Origin of the sequence: Algoriphagus aestuariicola, assembly GCF_017254835.1 — a bacterium.
Lineage (GTDB): Bacteria > Bacteroidota > Bacteroidia > Cytophagales > Cyclobacteriaceae > Algoriphagus > Algoriphagus aestuariicola.
Window position 1 is genome coordinate 634459 of the sequence record NZ_JAFKCW010000004.1, and the last position, 24025, is coordinate 658483.

21 protein-coding genes are annotated in these 24025 nt (G+C 49.0%); 15 read left to right on the forward strand and 6 right to left on the reverse strand.

Going from position 1 to position 24025, the window contains the following annotated elements; translation table 11 throughout:
• Positions 1 to 7 precede the first annotated feature (7 nt).
• The 10 genes from rpsK (at position 8) to cysM (ending at position 7842) form a co-directional block, all read left to right on the forward strand.
• Positions 8 to 406, forward strand: coding sequence for a 30S ribosomal protein S11 (gene rpsK / locus J0A67_RS19065; RefSeq protein WP_026953287.1), 399 nt, complete (start codon positions 8 to 10; stop codon positions 404 to 406).
• A gap of 18 nt (positions 407 to 424) precedes the next feature.
• Positions 425 to 1030: a 30S ribosomal protein S4 gene (rpsD, locus tag J0A67_RS19070; RefSeq protein WP_206570976.1), complete on the forward strand. Its 606-nt coding sequence runs from the start codon at positions 425 to 427 to the stop codon at positions 1028 to 1030.
• 36 nt (positions 1031 to 1066) lie between these two features.
• Positions 1067 to 2056, forward strand: a complete 990-nt coding sequence (locus J0A67_RS19075) for a DNA-directed RNA polymerase subunit alpha (protein WP_206570977.1) — start codon at positions 1067 to 1069, stop codon at positions 2054 to 2056.
• 6 nt (positions 2057 to 2062) lie between these two features.
• The gene (rplQ, locus tag J0A67_RS19080; protein ID WP_206570978.1) at positions 2063 to 2587 is read left to right on the forward strand and encodes a 50S ribosomal protein L17; all 525 of its coding nucleotides are present in this window, start codon (positions 2063 to 2065) and stop codon (positions 2585 to 2587) included.
• Positions 2588 to 2703: 116 nt separating this feature from the next.
• Positions 2704 to 3801, forward strand: coding sequence for a glutamine-hydrolyzing carbamoyl-phosphate synthase small subunit (carA, locus tag J0A67_RS19085; RefSeq protein ID WP_206570979.1), 1098 nt, complete (start codon positions 2704 to 2706; stop codon positions 3799 to 3801).
• Positions 3802 to 3823: 22 nt separating this feature from the next.
• On the forward strand, positions 3824 to 5107 hold the full coding sequence (gene eno, locus J0A67_RS19090) for a phosphopyruvate hydratase (RefSeq protein ID WP_206570980.1): 1284 nt from the start codon (positions 3824 to 3826) through the stop codon (positions 5105 to 5107).
• A 95-nt stretch (positions 5108 to 5202) separates the two neighbouring features.
• Positions 5203 to 5490, forward strand: a complete 288-nt coding sequence (locus J0A67_RS19095) for an FtsB family cell division protein (protein ID WP_206570981.1) — start codon at positions 5203 to 5205, stop codon at positions 5488 to 5490.
• Entirely contained in the window at positions 5471 to 6019 is a 549-nt protein-coding gene (locus J0A67_RS19100; RefSeq protein ID WP_206570982.1) for a hypothetical protein, read from the forward strand. The genes J0A67_RS19095 and J0A67_RS19100 overlap by 20 nt, the downstream gene beginning before the upstream one ends.
• A 19-nt stretch (positions 6020 to 6038) precedes the next feature.
• Positions 6039 to 6887, forward strand: a complete 849-nt coding sequence (locus tag J0A67_RS19105) for a serine O-acetyltransferase (RefSeq protein WP_206570983.1) — start codon at positions 6039 to 6041, stop codon at positions 6885 to 6887.
• A 76-nt stretch (positions 6888 to 6963) separates the two neighbouring features.
• Positions 6964 to 7842: a cysteine synthase CysM gene (cysM, locus tag J0A67_RS19110; protein ID WP_206570984.1), complete on the forward strand. Its 879-nt coding sequence runs from the start codon at positions 6964 to 6966 to the stop codon at positions 7840 to 7842.
• Between the two features lie 182 nt (positions 7843 to 8024).
• Here the strand turns inward: cysM and J0A67_RS19115 are convergent, their stop codons facing one another.
• Positions 8025 to 8939, reverse strand: a complete 915-nt coding sequence (locus J0A67_RS19115; RefSeq protein WP_206570985.1) for a sugar phosphate isomerase/epimerase family protein — start codon at positions 8937 to 8939, stop codon at positions 8025 to 8027.
• Between the two features lie 116 nt (positions 8940 to 9055).
• On the opposite strand from J0A67_RS19115, the gene J0A67_RS19120 reads away from it, so the two are divergent.
• From J0A67_RS19120 to J0A67_RS19140, 5 genes are read left to right on the forward strand one after another with little or no spacing between them, the layout of a single operon-like run.
• Entirely contained in the window at positions 9056 to 9745 is a 690-nt protein-coding gene (locus J0A67_RS19120) for a hypothetical protein (RefSeq protein WP_206570986.1), read from the forward strand.
• A 24-nt stretch (positions 9746 to 9769) separates the two neighbouring features.
• Positions 9770 to 12490, forward strand: coding sequence for a TonB-dependent receptor (locus J0A67_RS19125; protein WP_206570987.1), 2721 nt, complete (start codon positions 9770 to 9772; stop codon positions 12488 to 12490).
• Entirely contained in the window at positions 12490 to 13644 is a 1155-nt protein-coding gene (locus J0A67_RS19130) for a DUF4249 domain-containing protein (protein ID WP_206570988.1), read from the forward strand. Before J0A67_RS19125 ends, J0A67_RS19130 begins: the two co-directional genes overlap by 1 nt.
• Positions 13637 to 14890: a DUF4249 domain-containing protein gene (locus tag J0A67_RS19135; protein WP_206570989.1), complete on the forward strand. Its 1254-nt coding sequence runs from the start codon at positions 13637 to 13639 to the stop codon at positions 14888 to 14890. The genes J0A67_RS19130 and J0A67_RS19135 overlap by 8 nt, the downstream gene beginning before the upstream one ends.
• Positions 14891 to 14921: 31 nt before the next feature.
• Positions 14922 to 16514: a hypothetical protein gene (locus J0A67_RS19140; RefSeq protein ID WP_206570990.1), complete on the forward strand. Its 1593-nt coding sequence runs from the start codon at positions 14922 to 14924 to the stop codon at positions 16512 to 16514.
• Here the strand turns inward: J0A67_RS19140 and J0A67_RS19145 are convergent.
• The 5 genes from J0A67_RS19145 to tilS form a co-directional block, all read right to left on the reverse strand.
• Positions 16511 to 18166: a mechanosensitive ion channel family protein gene (locus tag J0A67_RS19145; RefSeq protein WP_206570991.1), complete on the reverse strand. Its 1656-nt coding sequence runs from the start codon at positions 18164 to 18166 to the stop codon at positions 16511 to 16513. The genes J0A67_RS19140 and J0A67_RS19145 overlap by 4 nt on opposite strands.
• A 65-nt stretch (positions 18167 to 18231) precedes the next feature.
• On the reverse strand, positions 18232 to 20937 hold the full coding sequence (locus J0A67_RS19150) for a hypothetical protein (protein ID WP_206570992.1): 2706 nt from the start codon (positions 20935 to 20937) through the stop codon (positions 18232 to 18234).
• Between the two features lie 102 nt (positions 20938 to 21039).
• A complete protein-coding gene (gene mdh / locus J0A67_RS19155) occupies positions 21040 to 21975 on the reverse strand; it encodes a malate dehydrogenase (protein ID WP_206570993.1) in 936 nt (311 codons plus the stop codon).
• 144 nt (positions 21976 to 22119) lie between these two features.
• Positions 22120 to 22635, reverse strand: coding sequence for a Crp/Fnr family transcriptional regulator (locus J0A67_RS19160; protein ID WP_206570994.1), 516 nt, complete (start codon positions 22633 to 22635; stop codon positions 22120 to 22122).
• Between the two features lie 3 nt (positions 22636 to 22638).
• A complete protein-coding gene (gene tilS / locus J0A67_RS19165) occupies positions 22639 to 23952 on the reverse strand; it encodes a tRNA lysidine(34) synthetase TilS (RefSeq protein ID WP_206570995.1) in 1314 nt (437 codons plus the stop codon).
• Between the last annotated feature and the right edge of the window lie 73 nt (positions 23953 to 24025).

Genomic DNA, 24025 nt, shown 5'->3' on the forward strand with positions numbered 1-24025 from the left:
TTAGATTATGGCTCAGAAAAGAAACGATAAAGCAAAAGGTAAAAAAAGAGTAGTAAAGGTAGAAGCTGTAGGTCAGGCGCACATCAGAGCCTCCTTCAACAATATCATCATCTCTATTACCAATAATGCAGGTCAAGTGATCTCTTGGGCTTCTGCCGGTAAAATGGGCTTCAGAGGTTCTAAGAAAAATACTCCTTACGCTGCTCAGATGGCCGCCCAAAACTGTGGCCAGGTAGCATACGACTTGGGTTTGAGAAAAATCGAAGTGTTCGTAAAAGGTCCGGGTGCTGGTCGTGAATCTGCGATCAGAACATTGCAAAACGTAGGATTGGATGTGACCACGATCATCGACGTGACTCCAATGCCGCACAACGGTTGTCGTCCACCTAAGCGTAGAAGAGTTTAATTTTAAAAAGCTAACAGAATGGCAAGATATACAGGTCCTAAAGCTAAGATCTCCAGAAAATTCGGAGAAGCAATCGAAGGGCATAGCAAGGCGCTTCAAAAGAAAAACTACCCTCCAGGCCAGCACGGCCGAGGTAGAAGAAAGAAGCAGTCTGAATATGCAGTTCAGCTGGCAGAGAAGCAAAAAGCAAAATACATCTACGGTGTCTTGGAAAGACAATTCGCTAAGATGTTTGACATCGCTTCCAGAAAGTCCGGTATCACCGGTGAAAACCTCCTGCAGCTTCTTGAAGCACGTTTGGACAACACGGTGTACAGATTAGGAATCTCCCCGACCCGTCGTGGCGCAAGACAGCTTGTATCCCACAAGCACGTCCTGGTCAACGGAGAGGTGGTAAACATTCCTTCATATACATTGAAGCCAGGTGACGTAGTTTCCGTAAGAGAGCGTTCTAAGTCTTTGGAAGCAATCACCAGCAGCCTCGCAGGCAAAGCAGCAAACAGATATCCTTGGTTAGAGTGGGATAATGCTTCTTTGGCAGGCAAATTCGTCAGTGTTCCTGGTAGAGATGATATTCCTGAGAATATCAAGGAGCAGCTCATTGTCGAACTTTACTCTAAGTAATTTTACTATTTTCAGCTAAAAACCAGAACGAGATATATGTCCATACTAGCATTTCAAATGCCCGAGAAAGTGGTGATGGAAAAAGCCGATGACTTTCATGGCTTGTTCACTTTCAAACCACTCGAAAAAGGCTATGGAGTTACCATCGGTAACGCCCTGAGAAGAATATTGCTTTCTTCTCTGGAAGGATACGCCATCACTTCTATCAAAATCCCGGGAGTGGTTCACGAATTCTCAACCATCGAGGGCGTAGTGGAAGACGTGACTGATATCATTTTGAACCTGAAGCAAGTGAGATTCAAGAAAGTGCACGAAGCATTTGACGGAAAAATCACTGTGGAGATCAAAAACCAGTCTGTTTTCACCGCAGGGGACATTGCTAAGTTCACTTCTTCCTTCGAGATCCTTAACCCAGAGTTGGTCATTTGTCACATCGACGAAACCAAAAACTTCGAGATCGAGATCACTATCGAAAAAGGAAGAGGTTATCTACCAGCTGAAGAATCCAAACCCAAAGAGCAGGTATTCGGGCAAATCGCAATCGACGCGATCTTCACTCCTATCAAGAACGTGAAGTACAGCGTAGAAAATACCCGTGTAGAGCAGAAGACTGACTTCGAAAAACTGATCCTTGAAGTTTCTACGGATGGTTCTATCCACCCTGAGAAAGCTCTTCAGGAATCTGCCAAGATTTTGATCCAGCACTTCATGCTATTCTCCGACCAGACTATGGTCCTTGATTCTACCGGTGTAGCTGAGCCAGAGCCTATCGATGAGGAATTCCTTCACATGCGCAAGCTTCTCAAGACTTCTTTGAGCGACCTGGATCTTTCAGTCCGTGCGTTCAACTGTCTGAAGGCTGCCGACGTGAGAACTCTCGGAGATCTTGCAAGACTTGAGATTTCAGACATGATGAAATTCAGAAACTTCGGTAAGAAGTCCCTTGCTGAACTCGAGCAACTGATCCAAGAGAAAGGTCTGACCTTTGGGATGGACATTTCTAAGTACAAACTTGACGAAGAATAATATACAATGAGACACGGTAAGAAAATTAACCACCTAGGAAGAACTGCCTCCCACCGGAAGGCAATGCTTTCTAACATGGCAACTTCCCTGATTCTTCACAAGCGTATCTCCACTACGCTTGCCAAGGCAAAAGAATTGAAGAAGTTTGTTGAGCCCCTGGTGACCAGAGCTAAAGAAGATACCACACACAATAGACGTATAGCTTTCTCCTATCTGAAAAGCAAAGATGCCATCAAGGCACTTTTCGGTGAGGTGATCGAGAAAGTATCTACTCGTCCGGGAGGTTATACCAGAATCATCAAAACTGGTTTCCGTCTGGGTGACAACGCTGAGATGTGTATCATCGAGCTGGTAGATTTCAATGAATTGATGCTGAAAGACGCTAAGCCTGCTAAGAAGACCACCAGAAGATCCCGTCGAGGAACTACTGCTGCCAAGGCCGACGCTCCTGCAGCTCCCGTTGCCGAAGCCAAGACTGAAGAGCCTAGTGCTCCTGAAGCTTCCGCTGAAAGCGAAAACGAAGAAAAATAAATTGAAGATCACTTTAAATATCAAAAGGATTGGACGCCCGTTCAATCCTTTTTTTATACCCAAACCCCTTATCCTCCTTCCCAAGAATTGGTTAACTTTGGGCAACTTTCAAGAAAATGATTAAACAGAAAGCAACACTTCTTCTGGCCGATGGAACAGTTTTCCACGGCTCCCTCATTGGCAAACCTGGTACTAACGGCGGTGAAATTTGCTTTAACACCGGGATGACCGGATATCAGGAAATCTACACCGACCCCTCTTACACGGGGCAGATCGTGGTGACCAGCACGCCACATATCGGCAACTACGGAGTACATGCCGAAGAGATTGAGTCGGACCATCCCTGTGTAGCGGGAATCGTCGTCAATTCATTCTCCGACGTGCACTCAAGACATGATGCCTCTGGCACCTTGCAGGATTACTTGGTGAATTACGGGATTACCGGTATTGCCGATATCGATACGCGCATGCTTGTAAGACACCTCAGGTCAAAGGGCGCTATGAACGCGATTATCAGCTCTGAGTTTGAAGATAACTTGGAAGGGCTAAAGGCAGAGTTGGACAAGGTGCCCGATATGAATGGGCTGGAGCTATCCTCGACAGTTTGTACTCAGGAGCCATATTTCGTAGGCGATGAAAAATCTGATATCAAGGTAGCCTGCCTGGACTTCGGGATCAAGAAAAATATTTTGCGCAACCTGGTTTCTCGTGGCGCTTATTGCAAAGTTTACCCCGCAAAGACCAAGCTGGCTGAGATCCAAGCTTGGGGGCCTGATGCCTATTTCCTTTCCAACGGACCCGGTGATCCCGCTGTAATGGAATATGCGGTAGATACAGTGAAGGATATCCTTGAGACCGGTAAGCCGGTGTTTGGGATCTGCCTGGGCCATCAGCTACTGGCTGAAGCGGTAGGGATCAAAACCTACAAGATGCACCATGGCCACAGAGGATTGAACCACCCGATCAAAAACCTCCTCACAGGCAAGAGTGAAATCACCTCCCAAAACCACGGCTTCAATGTAGTGAGAGAAGATACCGAGAACCACCCCAACGTGGAAATTACCCACGTGCATCTGAATGACAACACCGTAGCTGGAATCAGGCTCAAAGACAGACCGGCCTTTGCCGTGCAGTACCACCCGGAATCCTCCCCAGGTCCCCACGACTCCCGCTACCTTTTTGACGAGTTCATCGCGCTGATAGACAAAAACTAATTTTCATAAACCTTTTAAAACTATGACGTTGATTCAATCAATTCATGCAAGACAAATCCTTGATTCCCGAGGTAACCCAACCGTAGAAGTAGATGTAGTCACCGAAAACGGTGCCTTTGGCCGTGCAGCTGTTCCGAGTGGAGCTTCTACCGGTGTCAATGAAGCAGTCGAACTCCGTGATGGAGACAAAAGCAAATATTTGGGAAAAGGCGTTCTGAAAGCCGTTTCTAATGTGAATGACATCATCGCTCCAGAATTGGTGGGAATGGATGTTTTTGAGCAAAACACCATTGATCAGATCATGATCGACCTGGATGGTACGTCTACCAAAAGCAAGCTTGGAGCTAACGCAATCCTTGGGGTTTCTTTGGCTGTAGCCAAAGCTGCTGCCATGGAAGCAGGCCAGCCGCTTTACCGCTACATCGGTGGAGTGAATGCCAATACACTTCCAGTTCCCATGCTGAACATCATCAACGGTGGTTCCCACTCTGATGCGCCTATCGCTTTCCAAGAGTTTATGGTACGTCCAGTAGGGGCTCCTAGCTTCTCTGAGGCGATCAGAATGGGGGCTGAGATCTTCCACAACCTGAAGAAAATCCTTCATGACAAAAACCTGAGTACTGCAGTAGGTGACGAAGGCGGTTTCGCTCCTAACTTCTCTGGAGGAACTGAGGAAGCTTTGGCTTGTATCCTCGATGCAATATCCAAGGCTGGCTACAAAGCAGGTGACGACGTGACCATCGCTTTGGACTGTGCATCTTCTGAATTCTACAAAGACGGTAACTACGACTATTCCAAGTTCGAAGGTCCTACCGGCAAGGTAAGATCCCGCGAAGAGCAAGTGGCATACTTGGCCGAATTGACTGAAAAGTACCCTATCGATTCTATCGAAGACGGTTGTGCTGAGGAAGATTGGGCTGGTTGGGCGATGTTGACCGCCAAGATCGGTGATAAAGTTCAGCTGGTGGGAGACGATCTTTTCGTGACCAATGTGAAATTCCTGAAGCGTGGAATCGAAGAGAAATCCGCTAACTCCATTTTAGTCAAAGTAAACCAAATCGGAACCTTGACCGAAACCTTGAACGCGGTAAACTTGGCCCATAAGGCTGGATTCACTGCCGTAATGTCCCATAGATCCGGTGAAACTGAAGACTCCACCATCGCGGACCTTGCAGTTGCAACCAACTGTGGACAGATCAAGACCGGTTCTGCATCTAGATCTGATCGTATGGCGAAGTACAACCAGTTGCTCAGAATCGAAGAGCAGTTAGGCGAGTCTGCGGTGTTCAAGGGCAGATTGAAATAATTCGGAATCTTTCTTTTAAATGGACAGCCCGTCTCTGGCGGGCTGTCTTTTTTTTTGCACCATTTTTGTACCTTGAGCATGCAATACGATACGAGATGAAGAAGTTTCTGAAGTACAGCAGTAATTTTTACTTTCTGGCCATTCTGTTTTTTATGTTCTGGATGCTCTTTATCGACTCCAATAATGTGATCAACCATTTCCGCCTGAGCTTAAAGCTAAACCAGTTGGAAGACCAGAAAGAGTTTTATCTGGAGAAAAAGGAAAAAATCAAGACCGAACGGGAAGAATTGATGAGTAATCCACAACTACTGGAGAAATTCGCCCGTGAGAGATACTTGATGAAGAAGCCAACTGAAGATCTCTATGTCATTGTTGAGAAGTAGTCTACTCGCATTCGCCCTGTTTGGGGCTTTTTTGCTTTCTCACCAGGCATCCGCCCAACGAGAAATCTATTCCGATTCCATCCCCTTCAAGGACCGGCTTTATTTTGGTGGCAATCTAGGGCTTCAGTTTGGGACGGTGACCCTAATCGATGTGTCGCCCTTGGTCGGAGTGATGATCACGCCCAAGCTATCTGGAGGAGTAGGAGCTACTTTTCAATACTACGATGACAATAGATTCTATGGGGCCGAAGGAACCTCCTACGGTGGCCGCGTATTTGGGAGGTACAATATTCTGCCAAACATTTTCGCCCAGATGGAATACGAGTCGATCAACTGGGAAGCCTACGACTATTTTGTGGAGGATTACCGTCGGACTTGGTCAAATGCGCTATTTCTCGGAGCTGGATACTTTGCCCCTTTTGGAAATCGGGGTGGAGCCAACTTCACCTTCTTGTACAATGTCCTGCATGACAATCATAATTCCTACTACGCCGAACCTTATGTGATCCGTGTCGGTTTTGTCATGTGACCACATCAAATTCTGCAGAATGGACTCTTTGATCAAAAAAATACATCAGGCTCACCAAAACTCGTCTGATTTCCCCACTCCTAAGACCATTCACCAGTTTTTTGAAGACTTGCTGGGCTTGATGTTTCCCGAGTTTTCAGCGCATAATATCCGGGAGGAAGATGCGGTCAGGTCAAATTTGGAAGAGCTCCAGGCTAGCCTCACCCATATCCTCTCCCGAAATCTACACTTGCATTCAGGAGACGGAGAACAACTCGCCCAGTCTTTTTTCAAAAGATTGGAAACCGTCTTCGATTGGATCAATCAAGATGTGGAGGCAATGTTTGCAGGCGATCCCGCGGCTAAGTCGAGAGCGGAGATCCTTAGAAGCTATCCGGGATTTTATGCCATCTCGGCCTATAGAATCGCGAATCTCCTGCATCGCTTGGGGGTTACGCTCGTTCCGAGGATGATCACTGAGTATGCCCATAGCAAGACTGGGGTAGACATCCATCCAGGAGCCACGATCGGCCAATACTTTTGCATAGACCACGGCACCGGCGTGGTAATCGGAGAGACTACCATCATCGGAGATCATGTGAAAATCTACCAAGGAGTGACCCTTGGCGCCTTGAGTGTGGACAAAGCGGACGCAGATGTCAAGCGCCATCCTACCATAGAAGACCATGTGGTGATCTACTCCGGCGCGACCATCCTCGGAGGGAGAACTGTCATCGGAAAAAACAGCGTGATCGGCGGGAATGTGTGGCTGACCAAATCCGTAGCTCCCGGCTCCAAAGTGTACTACCAAACGCAAATGCACCACGAGGCAGGAACAGCTACTGATCTCTATATTTTCAAAAATGACTTCGAAGAACTGGGCGAGTAGATTTTCGTCCTATTGATTGGGTTCGATTCCCTTTCGCTGCATTGTGCCATCGGAGCATCACTTTACCGACAGAATTATGAAACTCTTTGAACTGATAGGCAATACGCCGCTCGTAGAGCTTGAGCATATCCCGCAAAACCCCAAGGTGAAAATCCTTTGCAAGATGGAGGGACAAAACCCCGGTGGAAGTGTCAAGGATAGGGCAGCCTATAATATGATCCGCTCTGCTTTGGATAGAGGGGATATCAAGCCTGGGGATAAATTGGTAGAGGCGACCTCCGGCAACACTGGCATTGCCTTGGCCATGGTAGCCAAAGTCCTCGGCCTGGACATGACGCTGATCATGCCGGACAACTCTACCAAGGAGCGGGTACTTTCTATGGAGGCCTATGGTGCCAAAGTGATCCTTACGCCCGCAGCCCAGACAATAGAATATTCCAGGGTTGTGGCGGACCAAATGCGGGATGAGCAGGGCTATTATATGCTGAACCAGTTTGCCAATGCGGACAACTACTTGGCACACTACTATACCACCGGCCCGGAGATCTGGAAAGACACCGGGGGTAGTATTACTCACTTTGTCTCCGCGATGGGGACTACTGGTACGATCATGGGAGTATCCCGGTTTCTGAAGCAGGTCAATCCGGAGGTTCAGATCGTGGGTACCCAGCCCACGGACGGATCCAGCATTCCGGGTATCCGCCGCTGGTCGCCCGAATTTTTGCCTGAAATCTTTGATTCATCTAGGGTAGATCGAGTGATCGACGTGAGCCAAGATCAGGCGACCGAGATGACCCGTCGCATGGCTAAGGAAGAAGGGATTTTGGCAGGAATGAGCAGCGGGGGAGCGCTTCACGCTGCGATCGAGCTTTCCAAAGAATTGGAGGAAGGGGTGATCGTCTGCATCACCTGTGACCGGGGCGATCGATATTTGAGTTCGGATTTGTTTGGGTGAAATAGTTCGGGGCTTAAATGCCGAACTATTATATTCTATCTAAAAAGTCTCCCTATTTTCCCCAGCCCTCTTACGCCACGACTTCCTAATCTATAACACAATAGGTAAAATGGCTAAAGCCATTGCCCTGAGACAACGCACCTAAACATAGCCCACGATTTAAATCGTGGGCTATGTTGTTATCACCCGAAAAACCTCCTCATCTTCCCAATCCCCTCCTTTACCACCACTTCTGCATCCATCGCGTAGTAGGTCGGGTTGAAGAGTTCCAGGGAAAGGATAATCTGTCCTCCTTTGGACTTGAGTGTGTTGGCGATTTCCTGCATGGGAGCGGCTCCGTCGCCGGGCATCACCCGGTCCTTGTCCTGCTGTTCGGTGCGGGGAATACTGGCAGGAAAGTCGTTCATGTGGAAGATATCGATCGCATGCCCATCCAGCATTTTCATGCCTTCGAAGCCCGATCCGCCACGGAATAGGTGGTAAATGTCCGCCAGAATCTTTGCGTCCTTGTCGTCGGCAGCGGCCGCTACAGCCATGGCCTGACCCAAGTGATAGAAGGATGGAAAAGCTCCCCAAAACTCCAGCTGGGGCATCACGCCAGTCTTTCGGCCCAAATCCAACAGCTGTTTGTATTTCTCGCCGGTCTTTAGCAGATCGAGGGGAGCCTCCGAGCCGATGGCAGGAGCAGCTACCCGGGGACAGCCCAGCTCAGCGAGAATTCCCATCTCTTTTTCCATTTGTGCAAAACCGGCCTTGCTTTTCGCCTCGTCCTGAGCCATCCAAGTGGGAAATCCTATGCAATCGAAAAACTCCAAGCCGGCATCCGAAGCCATCTTTTTCAGTGAAGCCAGGGTCTTGCCCCCTTCCACATAGGCTTGGATTTCCATCATCCAAGGCTCAAACCCATCGTAGCCTGCCTTGGCCGCAAGCTCAATAATCTGAGGAAGGGAGAGTTTTTGTCCGCGGATCGTACTCGTGTTCAGTGAAAACTTGAAGGTGCTTTCCTTTTTTTCTTCTGCCTGTGCCAATGCCGGTACAGCGGACAGTGCTATCGGAGTGAGAGCAAGGGTTTTCAGTAGGTTTCTTCGGGTAGTCATGGGTCTCAGGTTTGATTTTTCATTCCTCTTAAACTGGAATTTTGCCGTTTATACATATTCCGTCCAAATCCATCGGGTTAGGATTTTCAATCGTAATTTAAGTCATGCGAAAAATAATGTTTTTCTTTTTCCTGCTTTCCTTTTTTGTTGGGAAAGGACTGTTTGCCCAGGTAGTCGGAAGCAATCTGGCGTTTTTGCCCGAATACAAAGAGCAGCTGCCTTACTTTCAGGAGCTGATCACAGGCGGGCAATACCAGGAACCCTCCCGTCTGATCGAGGGAAATCCCTACTTTTTTTCCAGGCAATTTGAAGAGGGAAGTTTGACGATCAACGGGATCACCTACCCAGAGGTGCCGCTTTTGTACGATGAGTATAGGGATCAGGTCATCACTTTCCATCCCGTATTCAACCAGAAAATCCTCATCAAGCCAGAGAAGATCGATGCTTTTCAATTGGCCAACGGCAGCCGCTTCAAGTACTTTTCAGGAAATGAAAGCCATTTGCGCGCCGGAAATGGGATCTACGAGATCTTGGGCACCGGGGAGTTTGTTGCATTGGCAAAGCGGTATAAAACCACCAAAGCCCTACGTGAGTTTTCCAAGTTTGACGAGGTGTATGTCGAGAAGGCGGATTATTTTCTTTGGAAAGACGGGGAGTTTTTTCCGGTGGGAAAAGAGTCCAGTGTGTTGAAGGTAGTGGGGCTGGAGAAAAAAGAAGTCCGAAAGGAACTGAAGGCCAATGGACTAAATTTCAAGCGTAACCCCGAGAGCTATCTGCGATACATCATTGCAGTAAACTCCAAGTAGTACATACAGTGAACCCAAAATAGGATGAGAAAACATTTACGGTTTTTTCCGACTCTCTTTTTTATGCTTTTTGCCCAGGTCGCGTTCTCCCAGCAGGCAGATCGCATCACGGGATTTTTCCCGGGAATCAGCTTTTTGAGATTTGTAGAGTTGGTGGAGGGCGAGACCTCCTATCGATTTTATCTCAAGGAGCTGGACGTGAAAGATCTGACGGTCAACCTCCAGGCCAAGGAGGATAAGCTGGAGGATGTGCTGACGGTGATCTTTGACAAGACCGATCTCAAATTCTCCATTTCCAATCAAAAGGAAGTGTTTATCAGCAAGGGCGAGAAGTTGGTCGTCAAGTTTGCGCCCGACTATTTCCTACAAAACACCGCCAGCAGTTCCTCTTTGGTTCAGGATGAGTTTGTCCGCAACAGGAGATATACCCTAGGAACCCCCGGCCCGGGTACCGAGGCCACGCTATCCGGCGTGATCACCAGCCTAGAAAACCAAAAGCCAATAGAAGGTGCCATTGTCTACGAAAGAGAAAGCCAAAGGCAGACGCTCACCAACCGGGAAGGACGCTATGAGATCACGCTTCCGAAAGGAGACCAAACCCTGCTCATCCAAAACATTGGGGGATACACCGAGCAACGGCTCCTCAATATACAGGGTGACGCTGCCCTGGATATCACGATAGGAGAGGGGATTTTTTCCCTGAGCGAAGTCATAGTCCGATCTGGAGCGCTGACCAACGTGAGCAGGCCGGAGATGGGAGTCCAGTCCCTATCGGTGCAGCAGCTCCGGAAGTTGCCAGCAGTCATGGGCGAGGTGGACATCATTCGGGGTATCCTCACGATGCCGGGTGTCAACACAGCGGGTGAAGCCAGCGTGGGCTTCAACGTACGCGGCGGCGCAGCAGACCAGAACCTCATTTTGCTGGACCAAAACACACTCTACAATCCTTCCCACCTATTCGGGTTTTTCTCGGCCGTGAATTCCGACATGGTTCAAGGCGTGGAACTTTACAAGGCGGGGATTCCGGTCAGCTATGGAGGCCGTCTGTCATCCGTCCTGCAGGTCACGCCCAAGGCCGGAAGACAAGACAAGATCGGCGGCTCAGGCGGGATCGGGCCCATGACGAGCAGGCTTAGTCTGGACGGGCCGATTGGGAAAAACACCACCTTTGTCGTGGGAACCCGATTGACCTATTCGGATTGGCTACTGGATTACCTGGAGGAAAGGGCAGATCTGGGAGCGTCGCGGGCACAGTTTGGTGACTTCAATGCCAGCATTCAGCACCAGCTGGGCGAAAAGGACAAAATCCGCGCTTCGGGCTACTTCAGCAAGGACAAGTTCCAGTTTGACCCGGACACGGTGTACAGCTACTCCAATCTTAATTATGCCCTTACTTGGACTCATTATTTCAATGATGACTTGGAGGCGGATTTTTCGGCAGGTCAGGACAAATATGATTTTGAGGTTCAAGGGGAAGACAATCCCCTAAATTCCTATCTCTATGGCTTTGATATCACACAGACATTTCTCAAGGCACTGTTTCGTCATGAAAAGGGAGACCGCCACATTTTTACCTATGGTTTCCATGGGATTCACTATGATTTGAACCCTGGGAAAATCGACCCTTTGGGGGCGGAAAGTATCGTCATTCCCGACGAGGTCCCAAGGGAAAAGGGGCTGGAAGCTTCCCTGTTTCTGGGCGATGAGTTTGAAGTCAACGAAAAGCTGACGCTTAGTGGGGGGATTAGACTGAACTGGTTTGGGTATTTTGGGCCGCAGACCCTTCCAGAATATGCGCCCGGAGAACCTTTCCTGCCGGAAAATATCATCGGGGAAACCAACTATGGAGATGGAGAACTGGTCAAATCCTATCTAGGGCCGGAAATGCGCCTATCGGGTCGCTATGCGCTGAACAACTGGTCTTCGATCAAAGCTGGAGTAAACACCATGCGTCAAAGCATCCATCTCCTGAGCAATTCCTCTGTCATCACGCCCACAGATACCTGGAAGCTGAGCGATACCTTCATCCAGCCGCAGACAGGGATCCAATACGCGTTGGGTTACTTTCGGAATTTGGAAAACAACGCCATTGAGTTTTCCGCGGAACTCTATTATCGAACGATGAACAATCTGCTGGACTACCGATCAGGGGCAACCCTTGTGCTGAACGACCGGATCGAGCAGGACGTCTTGGTCACCAAGGGCAAGGCCTATGGCGTGGAGCTCTACTTGAAAAAAGTCACCGGGAAGCTCAACGGATCGTTTGCCTATACCTACAGTAGATCCTTGATGCTCACTGACCCGACTGAGAGGAAAGAGCAGGTCAACCGATCAGAATGGTATCCGAGTAATTTTGACCAGCCCCATACCGCAAACCTTGTACTGAACTACGAGCTAAGCCGTCGGGTCAACACCACCTTGGCAGGAAAATACAGCACAGGAAGGCCCGTGACTTTGCCGGTCGCCAAGTTTGAATACGGTGGATCGGAGCGGGTATATTTTGCAGATCGGAATTCCTTCCGAATCCCGGATTATTTCAGGTTGGATCTTTCCGTCAATCTGGAGGGCAATCACAAGGTGAACAAGGTCGCCCACGGCTCATGGTCCTTTGGCGTCTATAATATCCTGGGGAGGGACAATGCCTATTCGGTGTACTACATCCCGGAAGAAGGCAAACTGAACGGCTACCAACTTTCCATTTTTGCCGAGCCTATCCCCTTTGTCAGCTATAATTTCAGATTCTGATGAGAAAAGCGATTTGGAGTTTTCTTTTGCTTTACGCAACGCTTCAGGCTTGCAGGACCCCCTTTGATCCGGAAGTTTCTTCAGAGCAGACTAGCTTTCTGGTAGTGGAGGGATATCTGGACTCAGATGGCAAGCGGAGCGAAATCAAAATGAGCCGATCGGCTCCTCTGAATGTAGAGACGCCATTTGTAGTGGAGTCCGGAGCCTCCCTTACGCTCACGTCGGCTTCAGGGGAGAGCTATGGACTCCAAGAAAGTGAACCTGGTACCTATGTGTTCGAGGCCGATATCCCGGAGGGTCAAACCTACACTCTTGAAATCCTCCTTCGCAGTGGTGAACGCTATCAGTCTGACGCGATGAAGCCTATTCTCACGCCAGACATCATCGACGCTGGATATCTCCAGGACGAAGAGGGGGTTGAGGTTTTCGTCACCACCCAAGGCGACGAAAATGCCGATGATTTTCTTTGGACCTATGATGAGACCTGGATCTATAGGCCCCGAATCCGCGTACCCTACATCTATGATGCATCCATCGGCGACGTGAGAGATCGGACTGAAGCAGAGCAGATTGCCCTTTGTTTCAAAAGTGAGGTGAGCTCAGACATCCTGCTGGAGACCAGTTCGAGATTTGAGGAACAGGTTGTCTTCCGGCAGACCATCACCGAGATACCAAGAGGGGACGAGCGGATAATGGAGCGGTACAGCATTCTAGTCTCCCAGAAAGCAATAGAAGAGGAAGCGGTGAAGTTTTGGGAAATTTTGAAAAAGAATACCGAGGACATCGGCTCGATCTTCAGCCCCCTCCCCTCCCTCATCGCAGGAAATATCAAGTCGCTCGACGATGGCGGTATACCTGTCGTTGGGCAGGTGAGCATGGGTGTAGTAAGGCAAAAAAGGTTGTATATCAACTTGGTCGATGTAGCTCCTTGGAATTATCTGGATCCTGAATTCAACGACTGCATCATCGAAGCTGACTCCGTTTTGGCGAGATTTTATGATCCTATTTTTGTAAGCGGTGCTGTGCTTCCGGCCAGACCCTACATTCCACCGGGAGGAACGGTGATTCTGGGATATTTTCCCACATCCCGTCGATGTGCGGATTGTACGCTCTATGCTTCGCCGATAACGCCTGATTTTTGGGAAGATGACTGAGATGAAGAGCGTGGTGGAGAAACTTTTGGGAGCCTTTCCCAATCGAGCCTTAATAAATATTTCTAGCGTCGCAATGGGCTATTTGGGTCGGATATGTGGCGTTGGAGGGATTTTGCTTTTTCTTTTTTCGTGTAGGACTCCGTTTGATCCAGAGCCTCAAGGCAAGTCCGTTGCCATTTTGGTGGTAGAGGGCTATCTCGATGCGGATGGAAAAAAAAGTGAGCTGAGGCTAAGCCGAATGACTGATCTGGATTCTTTGAACGCCTATTCCCCGGAACTTAACGCGACGGCATACCTCGAGTCTTCCGCTGGGACTAGATACTATCTGGAGGAAAAAGGAGACGGGATATATTTGTTTGAAGAGACACTGTCATTCGACCTGAGCTACAGACTGTCCATCCAGCTCCAAAATGGAGAACAATACCAATCGGATGAGATTATTCCCATTGAAACTCCGGAAATCTTTGATGCAGGATTTGTGAAAGACGAGGAGGGAGTAGAGATCTTCGTCAATACTCAAGGCAATGAGCAAGCAGATGATTTCCTTTGGACTTTCCAGGAAGACTGGATTTTCCGGCCCTATACGCTGGCTCCCTTTATCTATGACCAAACACTGAGGGAGGTGAGGGATAGGACTCCCGCTGAGGATATTTATACCTGTTTCAGGACTGAACCTAATCCTGGCATTTTGCTCGAGACCAGTTCTAGGTTTCAGGAACAGGTGGTGTTTAGACAGACGATCACCGAAATTCCTACTGGAGATGAGAGGCTGCAAGCGCGTTACAGTATTTTGATCAATCAGATGGCCATCCCCTCCGACGCGGTCAAGTTTTGGGAGATATTGAAGAAAAATACGGAGGAGATTGGCTCGATCTTCAGTCCATTGCCGGCTGTGATTTCCGGGAATATCCATGGACTCGAGACAAGTAACCTTGCCGTAGGGCAAGTGAATATTGGAAAGGTGCGACAGCGGAGAATCTACATCAATCGAGCCGATGTCTCTCCCTGGAATTACAGCAATAAAGTTTTTTCAGGTTGCTATGTCGATGACGTGCCTTTGCTCATCGGAAGTTTCGAATACCACTTTTTGTTTGGAAGTGGTAGCCATCTTCCAGCCCGACCCTTCCTTGGGGACGGTCCCATATTAGCCACCTACATTATCGGCTATAATCCTATAGAAACGCGCTGTGCCGATTGCACATTGTATGCAAGCAAAGTAAAGCCTGAATTTTGGGAAGATGAATAAGCCAACCAAAGGATTTAAAAAATTGAAAAGCATGAATGCAGTCAAGGTTTTCTTAGTGCTATGTCTTGGTCTGATTTCCGTTGACCATGTTTTTGGGAGACAGGAGCAGCGGGAAAAAGAATCGGTATCGTTCTCCATCCCCAAGACCCTTTATTTCACCGGGGAAAAAATCTGGATAGACGCGGCTGTAGTATTGGGAGACGCTCCGACGAGCTCCCAAGTATTGTATGCAGAATTGGTCAACAGAGACTCCAAGTCCATGGCCTATGTGAAATTGCCCTTGCTGCACGGAAAGGCGTTCAACTATTTCCAGATAAAATCCGATATTCCCTCTGATCACTATCTGCTAAGGGTTTATACTCGAATCAGCCCCTATCTTGACCAGGACCTCGGTATTGCCCAGCAGTTTGTGACAATTGTTAATCCCACGATTCCTCCGGCGGGAAAACCCGAGGGGTCAGTGGCGGAGGTGGTCTTACCTACCTCTGAAAAAGCTTTTGCGAAGTCCCAGAGTATATCGTTGCCTCTTGCCGAGGACCTTGGCAAGAGGCAGGTGATGGGGATGTCCATTGCCAATCCCTTTTTGCCCTCCGAACAAGAGCCAATCGCTTCTGCACAAGCATATGAATTCCTTCTCGAAAAAGACCTTGTTCCTGAGCTTTTTGGGCACGTCGTAGAAGTGAATGTGCCCAATCCCAAACTTGATGCTACCTACTTTCTGTCAGTTCATGGAACGCGCAGTGCGCTTTTTACTGATATTCCCAATACCGATGGAAGGGTGCTGGTGGATATCGGAGGCCTGAAACACTGGGACCGTATGGTCATTCAGCTGGAAGATGGAGCAGAAATGCCGGGAATAGAAGTCGTCCCACCACTGATCCAAACTCGCTTTAGGCCGAGTTTTGATTTTCCTGACTTATTTCTTGGAGAAAAGGACTTGCCTAGGTTGGAGTTGCTGCTAAGGGCGTCGCGTGTGGAGAGCTACTATGTAGAGGAATACTTGCAGGACTCCATGGAGGTAGTCGTCGGTTTTGTGGCTGATCACACTTACAATCTGGATGATTACACGCGGTTTGACGACGTGGAGACTGTCCTTCGAGAATACGTTCCCAGCGTGATGGTGCGTACCCACGATAGAAGGAAGGAGTTTCGCCTGACCAATGAAGCGGTCAAGGGGATGTTTGATACCAACCCACTGATCTTGGTGGATGCTATGCCTGTGTTTGATTCCGACCTTTTGGCTTCCTTCAATCCCAAGTTCATGAAGCGGCTCGAGGTGCTCAATCGGGAATTTTACCTGAACCAGCGTATTTATTCTGGCGTGTTGAGCTGGAGCAGCTACGAAAACAACTTTGGACTTTTTCCTCTCGCGCCGAGTGCCCGGTTTTTTGACTACTACGGTTTGCAGCCCAAGATACTCATGGATAGGGGGCAGTTTTCCAAGCCGAACCAAAATGGAAAATACCCGGATTGGAGGACAGTGCTCTTTTGGGAAGGCAATGCGGGAAGACTTCCTGATATCGAGGCACCTGACTTGGAAGGATTGTTTGTCTTTTGGGTGAGGTCAAGCGATGACGATGGGAAGTCGCGCGTCAGCCGCAGCTATTTCACAGTTTTACCTTAATCTGGCTTTTTCTTCAGCTCCGTGTCGAGAAATTTTCTCAGGTTTTCCTGATAGGAAGCCTGCCCGGGATACTCGGGAACCAAGCCTTTTTTCTCCGGGAATGTCTCCATATGAAGTGTCTGGGTCGGAAATGCAAAGCGAACGCCGAGAGTATTGGCTAGCTTGACGATCTGGATGAGCAGCTCGTGTCGGGCGTTCAACTCCTCGGGCCAGCCGGGGACTTCGAAAAACACATAGAACATGACGTCTTGGCTGTAGGCCGAAAGGTTGTTGAAATAGATGTTGAAATAGTCTTTTCTGGTATCCGGATGTGCCAAGACAATTTCCCTCAGTCCTTTTACAAACTCTTCGATGAGCTCAGGGGGCGTGTCGTAGGTGATTGTTAGCGTGGTATAAAATCTCCGGTATTTTCGTAGTCCATGGTTGTCGACAACGGAGTCGGCAATTTTCCCATTCGGGACATACATCACCGAGTTGCGGAAAGTGCGAATTCTGGTGGATCGAAAACCGACCTCTTCCACGGTGCCGTCAATATCTCCCGAGGTCACCCAATCGCCGACCTGAAAAGGCTTGTCGATGAAGATCATGATGGAGCCAAAGAAGTTTTTGATCGTGTCTTGTGCAGCCAATGCGATGGCTACTCCACCAATCGATAGGCCAGTCAAGAATGGAATAATGTCGAAGTTCAACCCGTCCCTGAGGATAAACAGCGTACCAATAAGAATGACCAAGGCCTTGAGGGTCTTTCTGATCAAAGGTACCAGCTGATCGTCCAGGCTTGATTCAGTTCTGGAGGCGAGTCGACTGAAATAGGCGGCGATGATATCGACGATTTTGTAGAAAATCACCGTGATCAGAAACGGCTTCAACGTATTGAATACCATCACCACCCATGACCATATCTCCGCTGGCAGCTGCAAGACGCGCATCAGCAGGGAGAGCACCACCACGATCAGGTAGAAGCTTGTGATTTTGGCGATAGGAAGCAGGTAGTTTTCCCCGATATAGCCGTAGCCGAGTCGCTTGGTCAGGTAGATCAGGACGCGATCTACCAAAAAGGTAAATACCAAATGGGCCAAAAAGGTCAAAAAGATCAGGATGCCCAGGCCGACCAATTGCCAGAGCTGTAGGCCGAGGTATTCGGATGTGCCGATTTTAGGTAGGATGTTCAGCAGCTTGTCCGTGCCAAAGGGGTAGGTCTCTCGATGGATTTCTTCAATCTGTGCCACCGTAAAGGGAGAGAACTTCCATTGTTTTCCTCTTTTGACCAAAAAGATTCCCGGCATCGCATTTCGGTCAAAATAGAATTTGTGTTCGCCGCCTGCTGATGAATCGGCGTAGTCAGGGTCATTTGGGATTTCACTGGTACGGACGATGACCCCTTTTCCTTCAAAGATCTGCTGGAGTTTGATCGCCAGATCTTTTGGGTCTTGGTCTATATTTCTTGTGTCCAGGGTCTTTGCCGCTAGATCTGGGGAGAAATTGGTTCGCTCGAGATTGTAGAAAAAGGAGAGTGTCGTGTGGTATGGGGAGCTCAGATCGACTCCTTCCTCCAGTTGCAAGAGTTTTTGATCATCGGTGATGAGCTGTGAAAAAGCCGATTGGGAAAACGCAAAAAGGGAAAAGAAAAGAAGAAAAAGCGGTTTGTTCATTGGGATGGGGTTGGCACGAGGTCGGCAATTTACTCAATGAGGAGTGGCTGATCAACTTTGGAGCCTCAGTCAGGCATTCTGTATTCCAGGATGTTCTTGCCGGTGATTGTTCGGATCAGGTACTGGCTCTTGGTCGGTTGATGGGTGATTTGGATGGTGCCTTCACTCTCGAGTGGAGTCGTGGTAAGCATATTTCCTTTGAGATCATAGAGGTAGCCAAAGCCCTGCTCGGGATCTGATACTGCCAGTATTTGTCTTTTCGATCCAAAATCAAAATATCCGAACCGCAGGTTTTTACCCGCTAAGGGCAGCGTGAACAATTCCCTTTCCCGTTCATCCAGCACCAGGGTCTTTGAATATTGGCGGGACAGTATGACCTGGGAATTTCTTCCCTGATCGGCTAGGATCTGAAATTGTGTATCGCGATCAGGCTTGACCAGTTGGTTTCGGTAGGTAATCTCACCGCCAAAACTAGCCTGAATCACTTCCCCGGTTGCTGAGATTGCGGATATTTTCAGAGAGTTGCCCCCAGTGCCTGGGGTAATTTGGATAGGCGTGACGAAGTCGCCCCCAAGTGTCAGTGGAGATCCGGATTGCTTTTCCCCACGGCGGTTGAAGAGATGGATCTTTCCATTTTCAGACTGCGCAACCATGTAATCGCCCCTTCCCGGTACCCGAACATGGCTTGGGGCTAGGATGGATTTTTCTCCCAGCTTCAATGGATTCCAGCCTTCCAGAGCTTCGCCGTTGCGGTCGAGGAGCCAAAGGTTGCCGGAGTGGGTAGCTAGGAAGTAGCGGTAGTCCCGCGTATTGTCATAGTCAGCCAGGCTAAGGTGGGTGATTTTCTCATTTCTTATTTCCACTGGAAAGCCCGGCAGAGGATTTCCCAGGCGATCGATTCCGTATAGACGGTCAGCGGTGGCGACGAGTAGCTGGAGTTTCCCGTTTTTGAGAAAGTCGATTTGAAAGGCATCGGAGACGATAGGGCCAGAGAGCTGCTGCGTGTACACTACTTCGCCTCCTGAACTGATCAGGTAGAGATTGTCCTGGGCATCCTGAACCACAATGTCCTCAGTATTGTCGTTGAAATTAAGTACTGACTTCGGGCCGTAGGTGATTCTTTCGGGCAGCGTGACTGTGGAGGAAGGGCTCAGGCTCAGCCCAGTTTGGTCTACAACGGTCGGCTTTTCACCACCTTCGTAGGGTAGGGTCAAAGTAGCTACCGGTTTGCCGCCTATTTGGTTTACTTTGAGGCTGAGATAGGGAAAGGCTTTAAAAATCGAGCCGTATTTCTGCAAAAAGGGGCTCCAAGCTGAATTGCTTTTGTCTTCCCATTTTTCCCAGATCTTTCGCAGGTAATAGTTTTTTGAGTACCCGGAAGCCGGATTGATCGATTTTGGCTCGATGGCCGACTCGGGTGCCTTGAACCAAGTGTTGCCGATGGCAATGTCATCCAGCATCGTCTTCATTCCCTGCGCCGAGTTGGTTAGGATGAGGATTTGCCCACTTAGACTGATATGCGTCTGGGGAAAGCCGGTGAATTTTCCGCCAAAAAGGTGGGCAGGAAACTCATCCTCCGGGAAAAACAGAATTTCCGAATCGCGATAAAAGTCGGACTGGTCGGAGTCGGTTCCGCTTCGGAACTCCTTCAGAAAGGCAAAAGTCTGGGCGGGTTCGAGCGTTCTAGCCAGCAAAGCCTGGTTTTGGATTTGGTTCCCCAGGTTTTCCAATTCGAGAAAATACATCTCCCCGGAAAAATTGTCCAAGAAACCCCTGTCCGTGAGCCGGGTCTGCATTTCTCCGCTTACGGTTGACTTCGGGGTAAATGCCCTGTTCTGGAGCCGCTGCGCTTCGAATATCCCATTCATGTTGATTTGAGTGAGGGATTGTGTTCGGTTGGAGATCAGCTTTTGGAACTCGGGAAAGTTCGCGCCAACTGAGGGGCTGAAGTTGATTTCCTCATTCTGGATCATCGGGCCTTCGAAACTGAGCTGTCCCTCCTCGAAGGATAGAGCCATCGAAAGATAGACCTCATTGATGGCCAGCTCGGCAGCCACCGGATTTTCGCGATTTGCGCTGACTCCCCCAATTAGTTTGGCAATGCCGTGGGATGAGAGAATCAGCCTTCCCAAACCGGAGTTTTCATCCAGTTGATCGCCGAGTTTGGACGCGATGGATAATTTTTCTTCACTGATATACAGGCGGATCGCTTCCTCTATAATAAAGGACGAGGAAGAAGCTAGCAGAACGTTGCCCAGAATCGTCGCCGACCAATTTCTGGAGTTTTCTATCCCTGAAAATTCGACAATTTCCAAATCACTGTATTTTCTGGATTGTACCCGAACGGACTTTGGAGTCCTGCTTTTGATTTCGCCGAGTAAAGTCTCAGGCGAGCTAGCCCCGAAATTGACTGTGAAGAGTAGCTCGAAGCTATCCACACCGCTGGGGTGACAGCTGATCGTGACCTGCCTGCCGCTGAGGGTGCGAGAGATTTCACCATTGCCCCCAACTAAGCTGTCGAGGTTGAGCAGCTTTTCTGCGGTTTCCGAGAATGCGGGAAGCTGGGAAAGAAGGCTCCAGGCGGGTTGATTGACCAGTTCGTTCCATGTCTGGTCGGCCTGCTTGGTCTCGAATACGAAGACTGCATCTGTGCGGATCAGCTCCAGACTGTTGATGTTTTTGGAGGAAAAAAAATTTTGAAATACCCAGTATCCTCCCCATGCGCATAGGACAACTGCAAGAAGAACCAAAAGACTTTTCCAGATTTTCACTGAGCTACGAGGGGTGATTCGATCGGGTTAATATAAAAAATAGACCTAAGAAACTCCGCCTTTGGAGGGAGAATCTTAGGTCTAAACGTTTAAGGAGAAGGATTATTTGGACAGTTTGTCCAGTACATTCATTACCTCCTTCACATGTCCGCGGGAAGTTTCCAGCAGGGCTTTTTCTTCTTCGTTGAGGTCAAGCACGATAACTTTTTCCACACCGTTTTTGCCGAGGATTACCGGCACTCCGAGGTAGCAGTCCTCGATGCCATACTCGCCTTCCAGCTTGATGCAGACAGGGAATACTCTTCTCTGGTTTTTCAGGATGGCCTCTACCATTTGCGCTGCAGCAGATCCTGGAGCATACCAAGCTGAAGTACCCATCAGCTTCACCAGTTCACCGCCACCGAATTTGGTTCTTTCGATGATTGCGTCCAGTTTATCTTTTTCTACGAGCTCAGTCACGGGAATGCCTGCCACGGTGGTGTAGCGGGGAAGTGGCACCATGGTGTCACCATGACCGCCCATGAGGATAGCTTGGATCTCTTTGCCTGAAATATTCAGTTCCTCGGCAAGGAAAGCTCTGTAGCGGGCTGTGTCCAGGATTCCGGCCATACCAATCACTTTGTTTCTGTTCAAGCCAGAGGTCAAGTGCGCTTGGTAGGTCATCACGTCCAGCGGGTTGGATACGACGATGATGATGGCGTTTGGAGAATATTTTACGACGTTTTCGGTCACAGACTTCACGATGCCGGCGTTGGTCTCAATGAGGTCGTCGCGGGTCATCCCTGGCTTGCGGGGCAGGCCGGAAGTGATCACCACCACGTCAGAATTCGCAGTTTTGCTATAGTCGTTGGTGCTGCCTACAGTGCGGCTGTCGTACTGGTTGATGGGGGCTTTTTGCCAGATATCGAGGGCCTTGCCTTCGGCAATACCTTCCTTGATGTCGATTAGTACGATTTCTTCGGCTACTTCGCGATACGCCAACACATCGGCACAGGTAGCACCTACGTTGCCTGCACCGACTACGGTTACTTTGCTCATGATTTTATCGGTTTTTATTTTGATTACTTCGTTAAAAAGCGGCGCTAAGATATTAAACAACAACTAGGAATCGAAGCTCACCGGAGAATTGTTTGGCGCGTAAGCGGGATTTTTGATGGACGAAATAGGAGGTCGACCCAAGGGCTATTCAAACATCTGCCGCAGGCTGAAAAACCCGAACGATTCGCGGTAGGATCTGAAAAGTCGCTGGTTGTTGGAGTTGAAAAACTCAGCGAGGGAAGTCATCATTTTGGCCTTGATCTTTGGGTTGCTTTCGAAGATCTCCTGTATGGCAAAGTGGGGGATGACGATCAGTTCGGCTTCATCCGACACGATGAGCGCCGTGTAGGTTCGTTTGGCATTTTCCAAGAGCGAATTCTCACCAAAAGCTTCGCCCTGCTTTACTTCCATGATGGTTTCAAAGTTGTCTTTGATGTCTATCGTCAGATTTACCTTCCCGCTTTTGATCAGGTAAAGCGCCTGCGCGGGATCTTTGCTAAAAAAGACGACTTCGTCCCGGACATACTTGCGGTGATGCATCGCGGGCAGGAATCGGGACAGCTCGTTTTGCCGGAGCCGCTCAAAAAAATTGATCCCCTGCATAAAGTCGAAGGTTCTAAGTTGATCCTCGTCGTAGGTTTTGGAAAATGGATTCAGCATGGATCAGCATTTTTTGAAGTAAAGGATTCGCTGGGTTGCCGGGGTGCACTTGACCCAGTCGGCGATTCTTAGTCCAATGACCCAAGCGATTTCCCCTCCTGAAACTAAGACTTTTACGCTTTGTTTTTTCGCTAGAGGCATTTTTATATCAATGAGAAAATCGGAGACTTTTTTTGCTGCATTCATTCCCAAGGGTACAAACCTATCCCCTTCTTGCCAAGTTCGGACTTCCAGTGGGAAGTTGAGTCTACTCGCATCCAGCTGCGCATGAGACGGGTTCCGATCCAATTCAGTTGGATAGGGGAGGCAGCTTATCGTATACCCCGCTTCCGGTAGCTTGAATCCGGAGTCTCCGATTTCCAGTGAGATAGGGACAAATGGATGGGGCTCTTCCGCCAAAATGAGCTCGCTGCGATCAAAGTACAACAGATGTCCACGGCTTTTGAAGACGATACCGGATTTGGGTTGGTGCAGTGCGTCGGCGATTGCCTGTGCCTGGTCGGAGTTGAAGCCAAAAGGTCGCAGCCAAAAATAGAGCAGGGTGGATATACCAGCTTGTCCCCGGATGGCAGTGTAGGGTAATGCTTGAAAGCTGTCTTCTTGCCGGATCGCTTCTTCCTTCCAAAGTTCAAAAAGGCCCTGAAAAGCCCTGCCTGTTTCCTTGAGTCTGTTAAAGCTCGTCAAGAGGTTTTTTCTCGCGTCTGGTTCGAGGCCGTAGATCACGGGCAGTCCGTTGATTCTTAGGTTGTTTCGTTTGTATTCATCTTTAGAATTCGTGTGGTCCTCTCTCCATTCCAGCCTATTTTCTATCATGAAGGCCTCGATTTCTGCTCTAGAAAAACCAAGAAGAGGTCGGATCAGCCAACCTTTTTGCTCCGCCATTCCGTAGATACCCTCAATCCCGGTTCCCCGCAGCAGGTTGAGGAAGATGGTTTCTATCTGATCGTCTTGGTGGTGCGCCAGTAGGATTCCTGCGAGGTTTCGTTCTGATCTTACTTCCTCAAAAAATTGGTATCGAATCTCCCGGGCAGCCATCTGGATTGAAATGCCCTTGTCGTTGGCAAGAGCTTCGGTTCTTGCGAGGTTTAGGTGAAATGGAATTTGGTTGCTTTCTGACCAGTTTTGGACAAATTCCCGATCCCCTTCACTTTCGGCTCCCCTGAGCTGGAAATTGACATGGGCGATCTCAAATAAAACCCCGGCCTTGAGCAAAAGATTGGCTAGGCACATGCTGTCCATCCCTCCACTGCAGGCCAAAAGGTAAGTCGAATTTGGATCGAAGAGATTTTGGGTATGGGATTGAAAAACGTCAAGCATTGACCAAAAATAGACTTTTCTCTGGGAATTGTTTTAGGTTTGGGCGGCTTGGCGAGACCCTTGTCTCACCGAA

Bases quoted from the DNA above. Each gene is read 5' to 3' on its own strand.
- rpsD (WP_206570976.1), top strand. From the start codon at position 425: ATGGCAAGATATACAGGTCCTAAAGCTAAGATCTCCAGAAAATTCGGA.
- rpsK (WP_026953287.1), top strand. From the start codon at position 8: ATGGCTCAGAAAAGAAACGATAAAGCAAAAGGTAAAAAAAGAGTAGTA.
- mdh (WP_206570993.1), bottom strand. From the start codon at position 21,975: ATGAGCAAAGTAACCGTAGTCGGTGCAGGCAACGTAGGTGCTACCTGT.
- J0A67_RS19120 (WP_206570986.1), top strand. From the start codon at position 9,056: ATGTTTTTCTTTTTCCTGCTTTCCTTTTTTGTTGGGAAAGGACTGTTT.
- carA (WP_206570979.1), top strand. From the start codon at position 2,704: ATGATTAAACAGAAAGCAACACTTCTTCTGGCCGATGGAACAGTTTTC.
- J0A67_RS19160 (WP_206570994.1), bottom strand. From the start codon at position 22,635: ATGCTGAATCCATTTTCCAAAACCTACGACGAGGATCAACTTAGAACC.
- J0A67_RS19075 (WP_206570977.1), top strand. From the start codon at position 1,067: ATGTCCATACTAGCATTTCAAATGCCCGAGAAAGTGGTGATGGAAAAA.
- J0A67_RS19140 (WP_206570990.1), top strand. From the start codon at position 14,922: ATGAATGCAGTCAAGGTTTTCTTAGTGCTATGTCTTGGTCTGATTTCC.
- eno (WP_206570980.1), top strand. From the start codon at position 3,824: ATGACGTTGATTCAATCAATTCATGCAAGACAAATCCTTGATTCCCGA.
- J0A67_RS19130 (WP_206570988.1), top strand. From the start codon at position 12,490: ATGAGAAAAGCGATTTGGAGTTTTCTTTTGCTTTACGCAACGCTTCAG.
- J0A67_RS19105 (WP_206570983.1), top strand. From the start codon at position 6,039: ATGGACTCTTTGATCAAAAAAATACATCAGGCTCACCAAAACTCGTCT.
- rplQ (WP_206570978.1), top strand. From the start codon at position 2,063: ATGAGACACGGTAAGAAAATTAACCACCTAGGAAGAACTGCCTCCCAC.
- J0A67_RS19145 (WP_206570991.1), bottom strand. From the start codon at position 18,166: ATGAACAAACCGCTTTTTCTTCTTTTCTTTTCCCTTTTTGCGTTTTCC.
- J0A67_RS19115 (WP_206570985.1), bottom strand. From the start codon at position 8,939: ATGACTACCCGAAGAAACCTACTGAAAACCCTTGCTCTCACTCCGATA.
- J0A67_RS19135 (WP_206570989.1), top strand. From the start codon at position 13,637: ATGACTGAGATGAAGAGCGTGGTGGAGAAACTTTTGGGAGCCTTTCCC.
- cysM (WP_206570984.1), top strand. From the start codon at position 6,964: ATGAAACTCTTTGAACTGATAGGCAATACGCCGCTCGTAGAGCTTGAG.
- J0A67_RS19125 (WP_206570987.1), top strand. From the start codon at position 9,770: ATGAGAAAACATTTACGGTTTTTTCCGACTCTCTTTTTTATGCTTTTT.
- tilS (WP_206570995.1), bottom strand. From the start codon at position 23,952: ATGCTTGACGTTTTTCAATCCCATACCCAAAATCTCTTCGATCCAAAT.
- J0A67_RS19100 (WP_206570982.1), top strand. From the start codon at position 5,471: ATGTCATTGTTGAGAAGTAGTCTACTCGCATTCGCCCTGTTTGGGGCT.
- J0A67_RS19095 (WP_206570981.1), top strand. From the start codon at position 5,203: ATGAAGAAGTTTCTGAAGTACAGCAGTAATTTTTACTTTCTGGCCATT.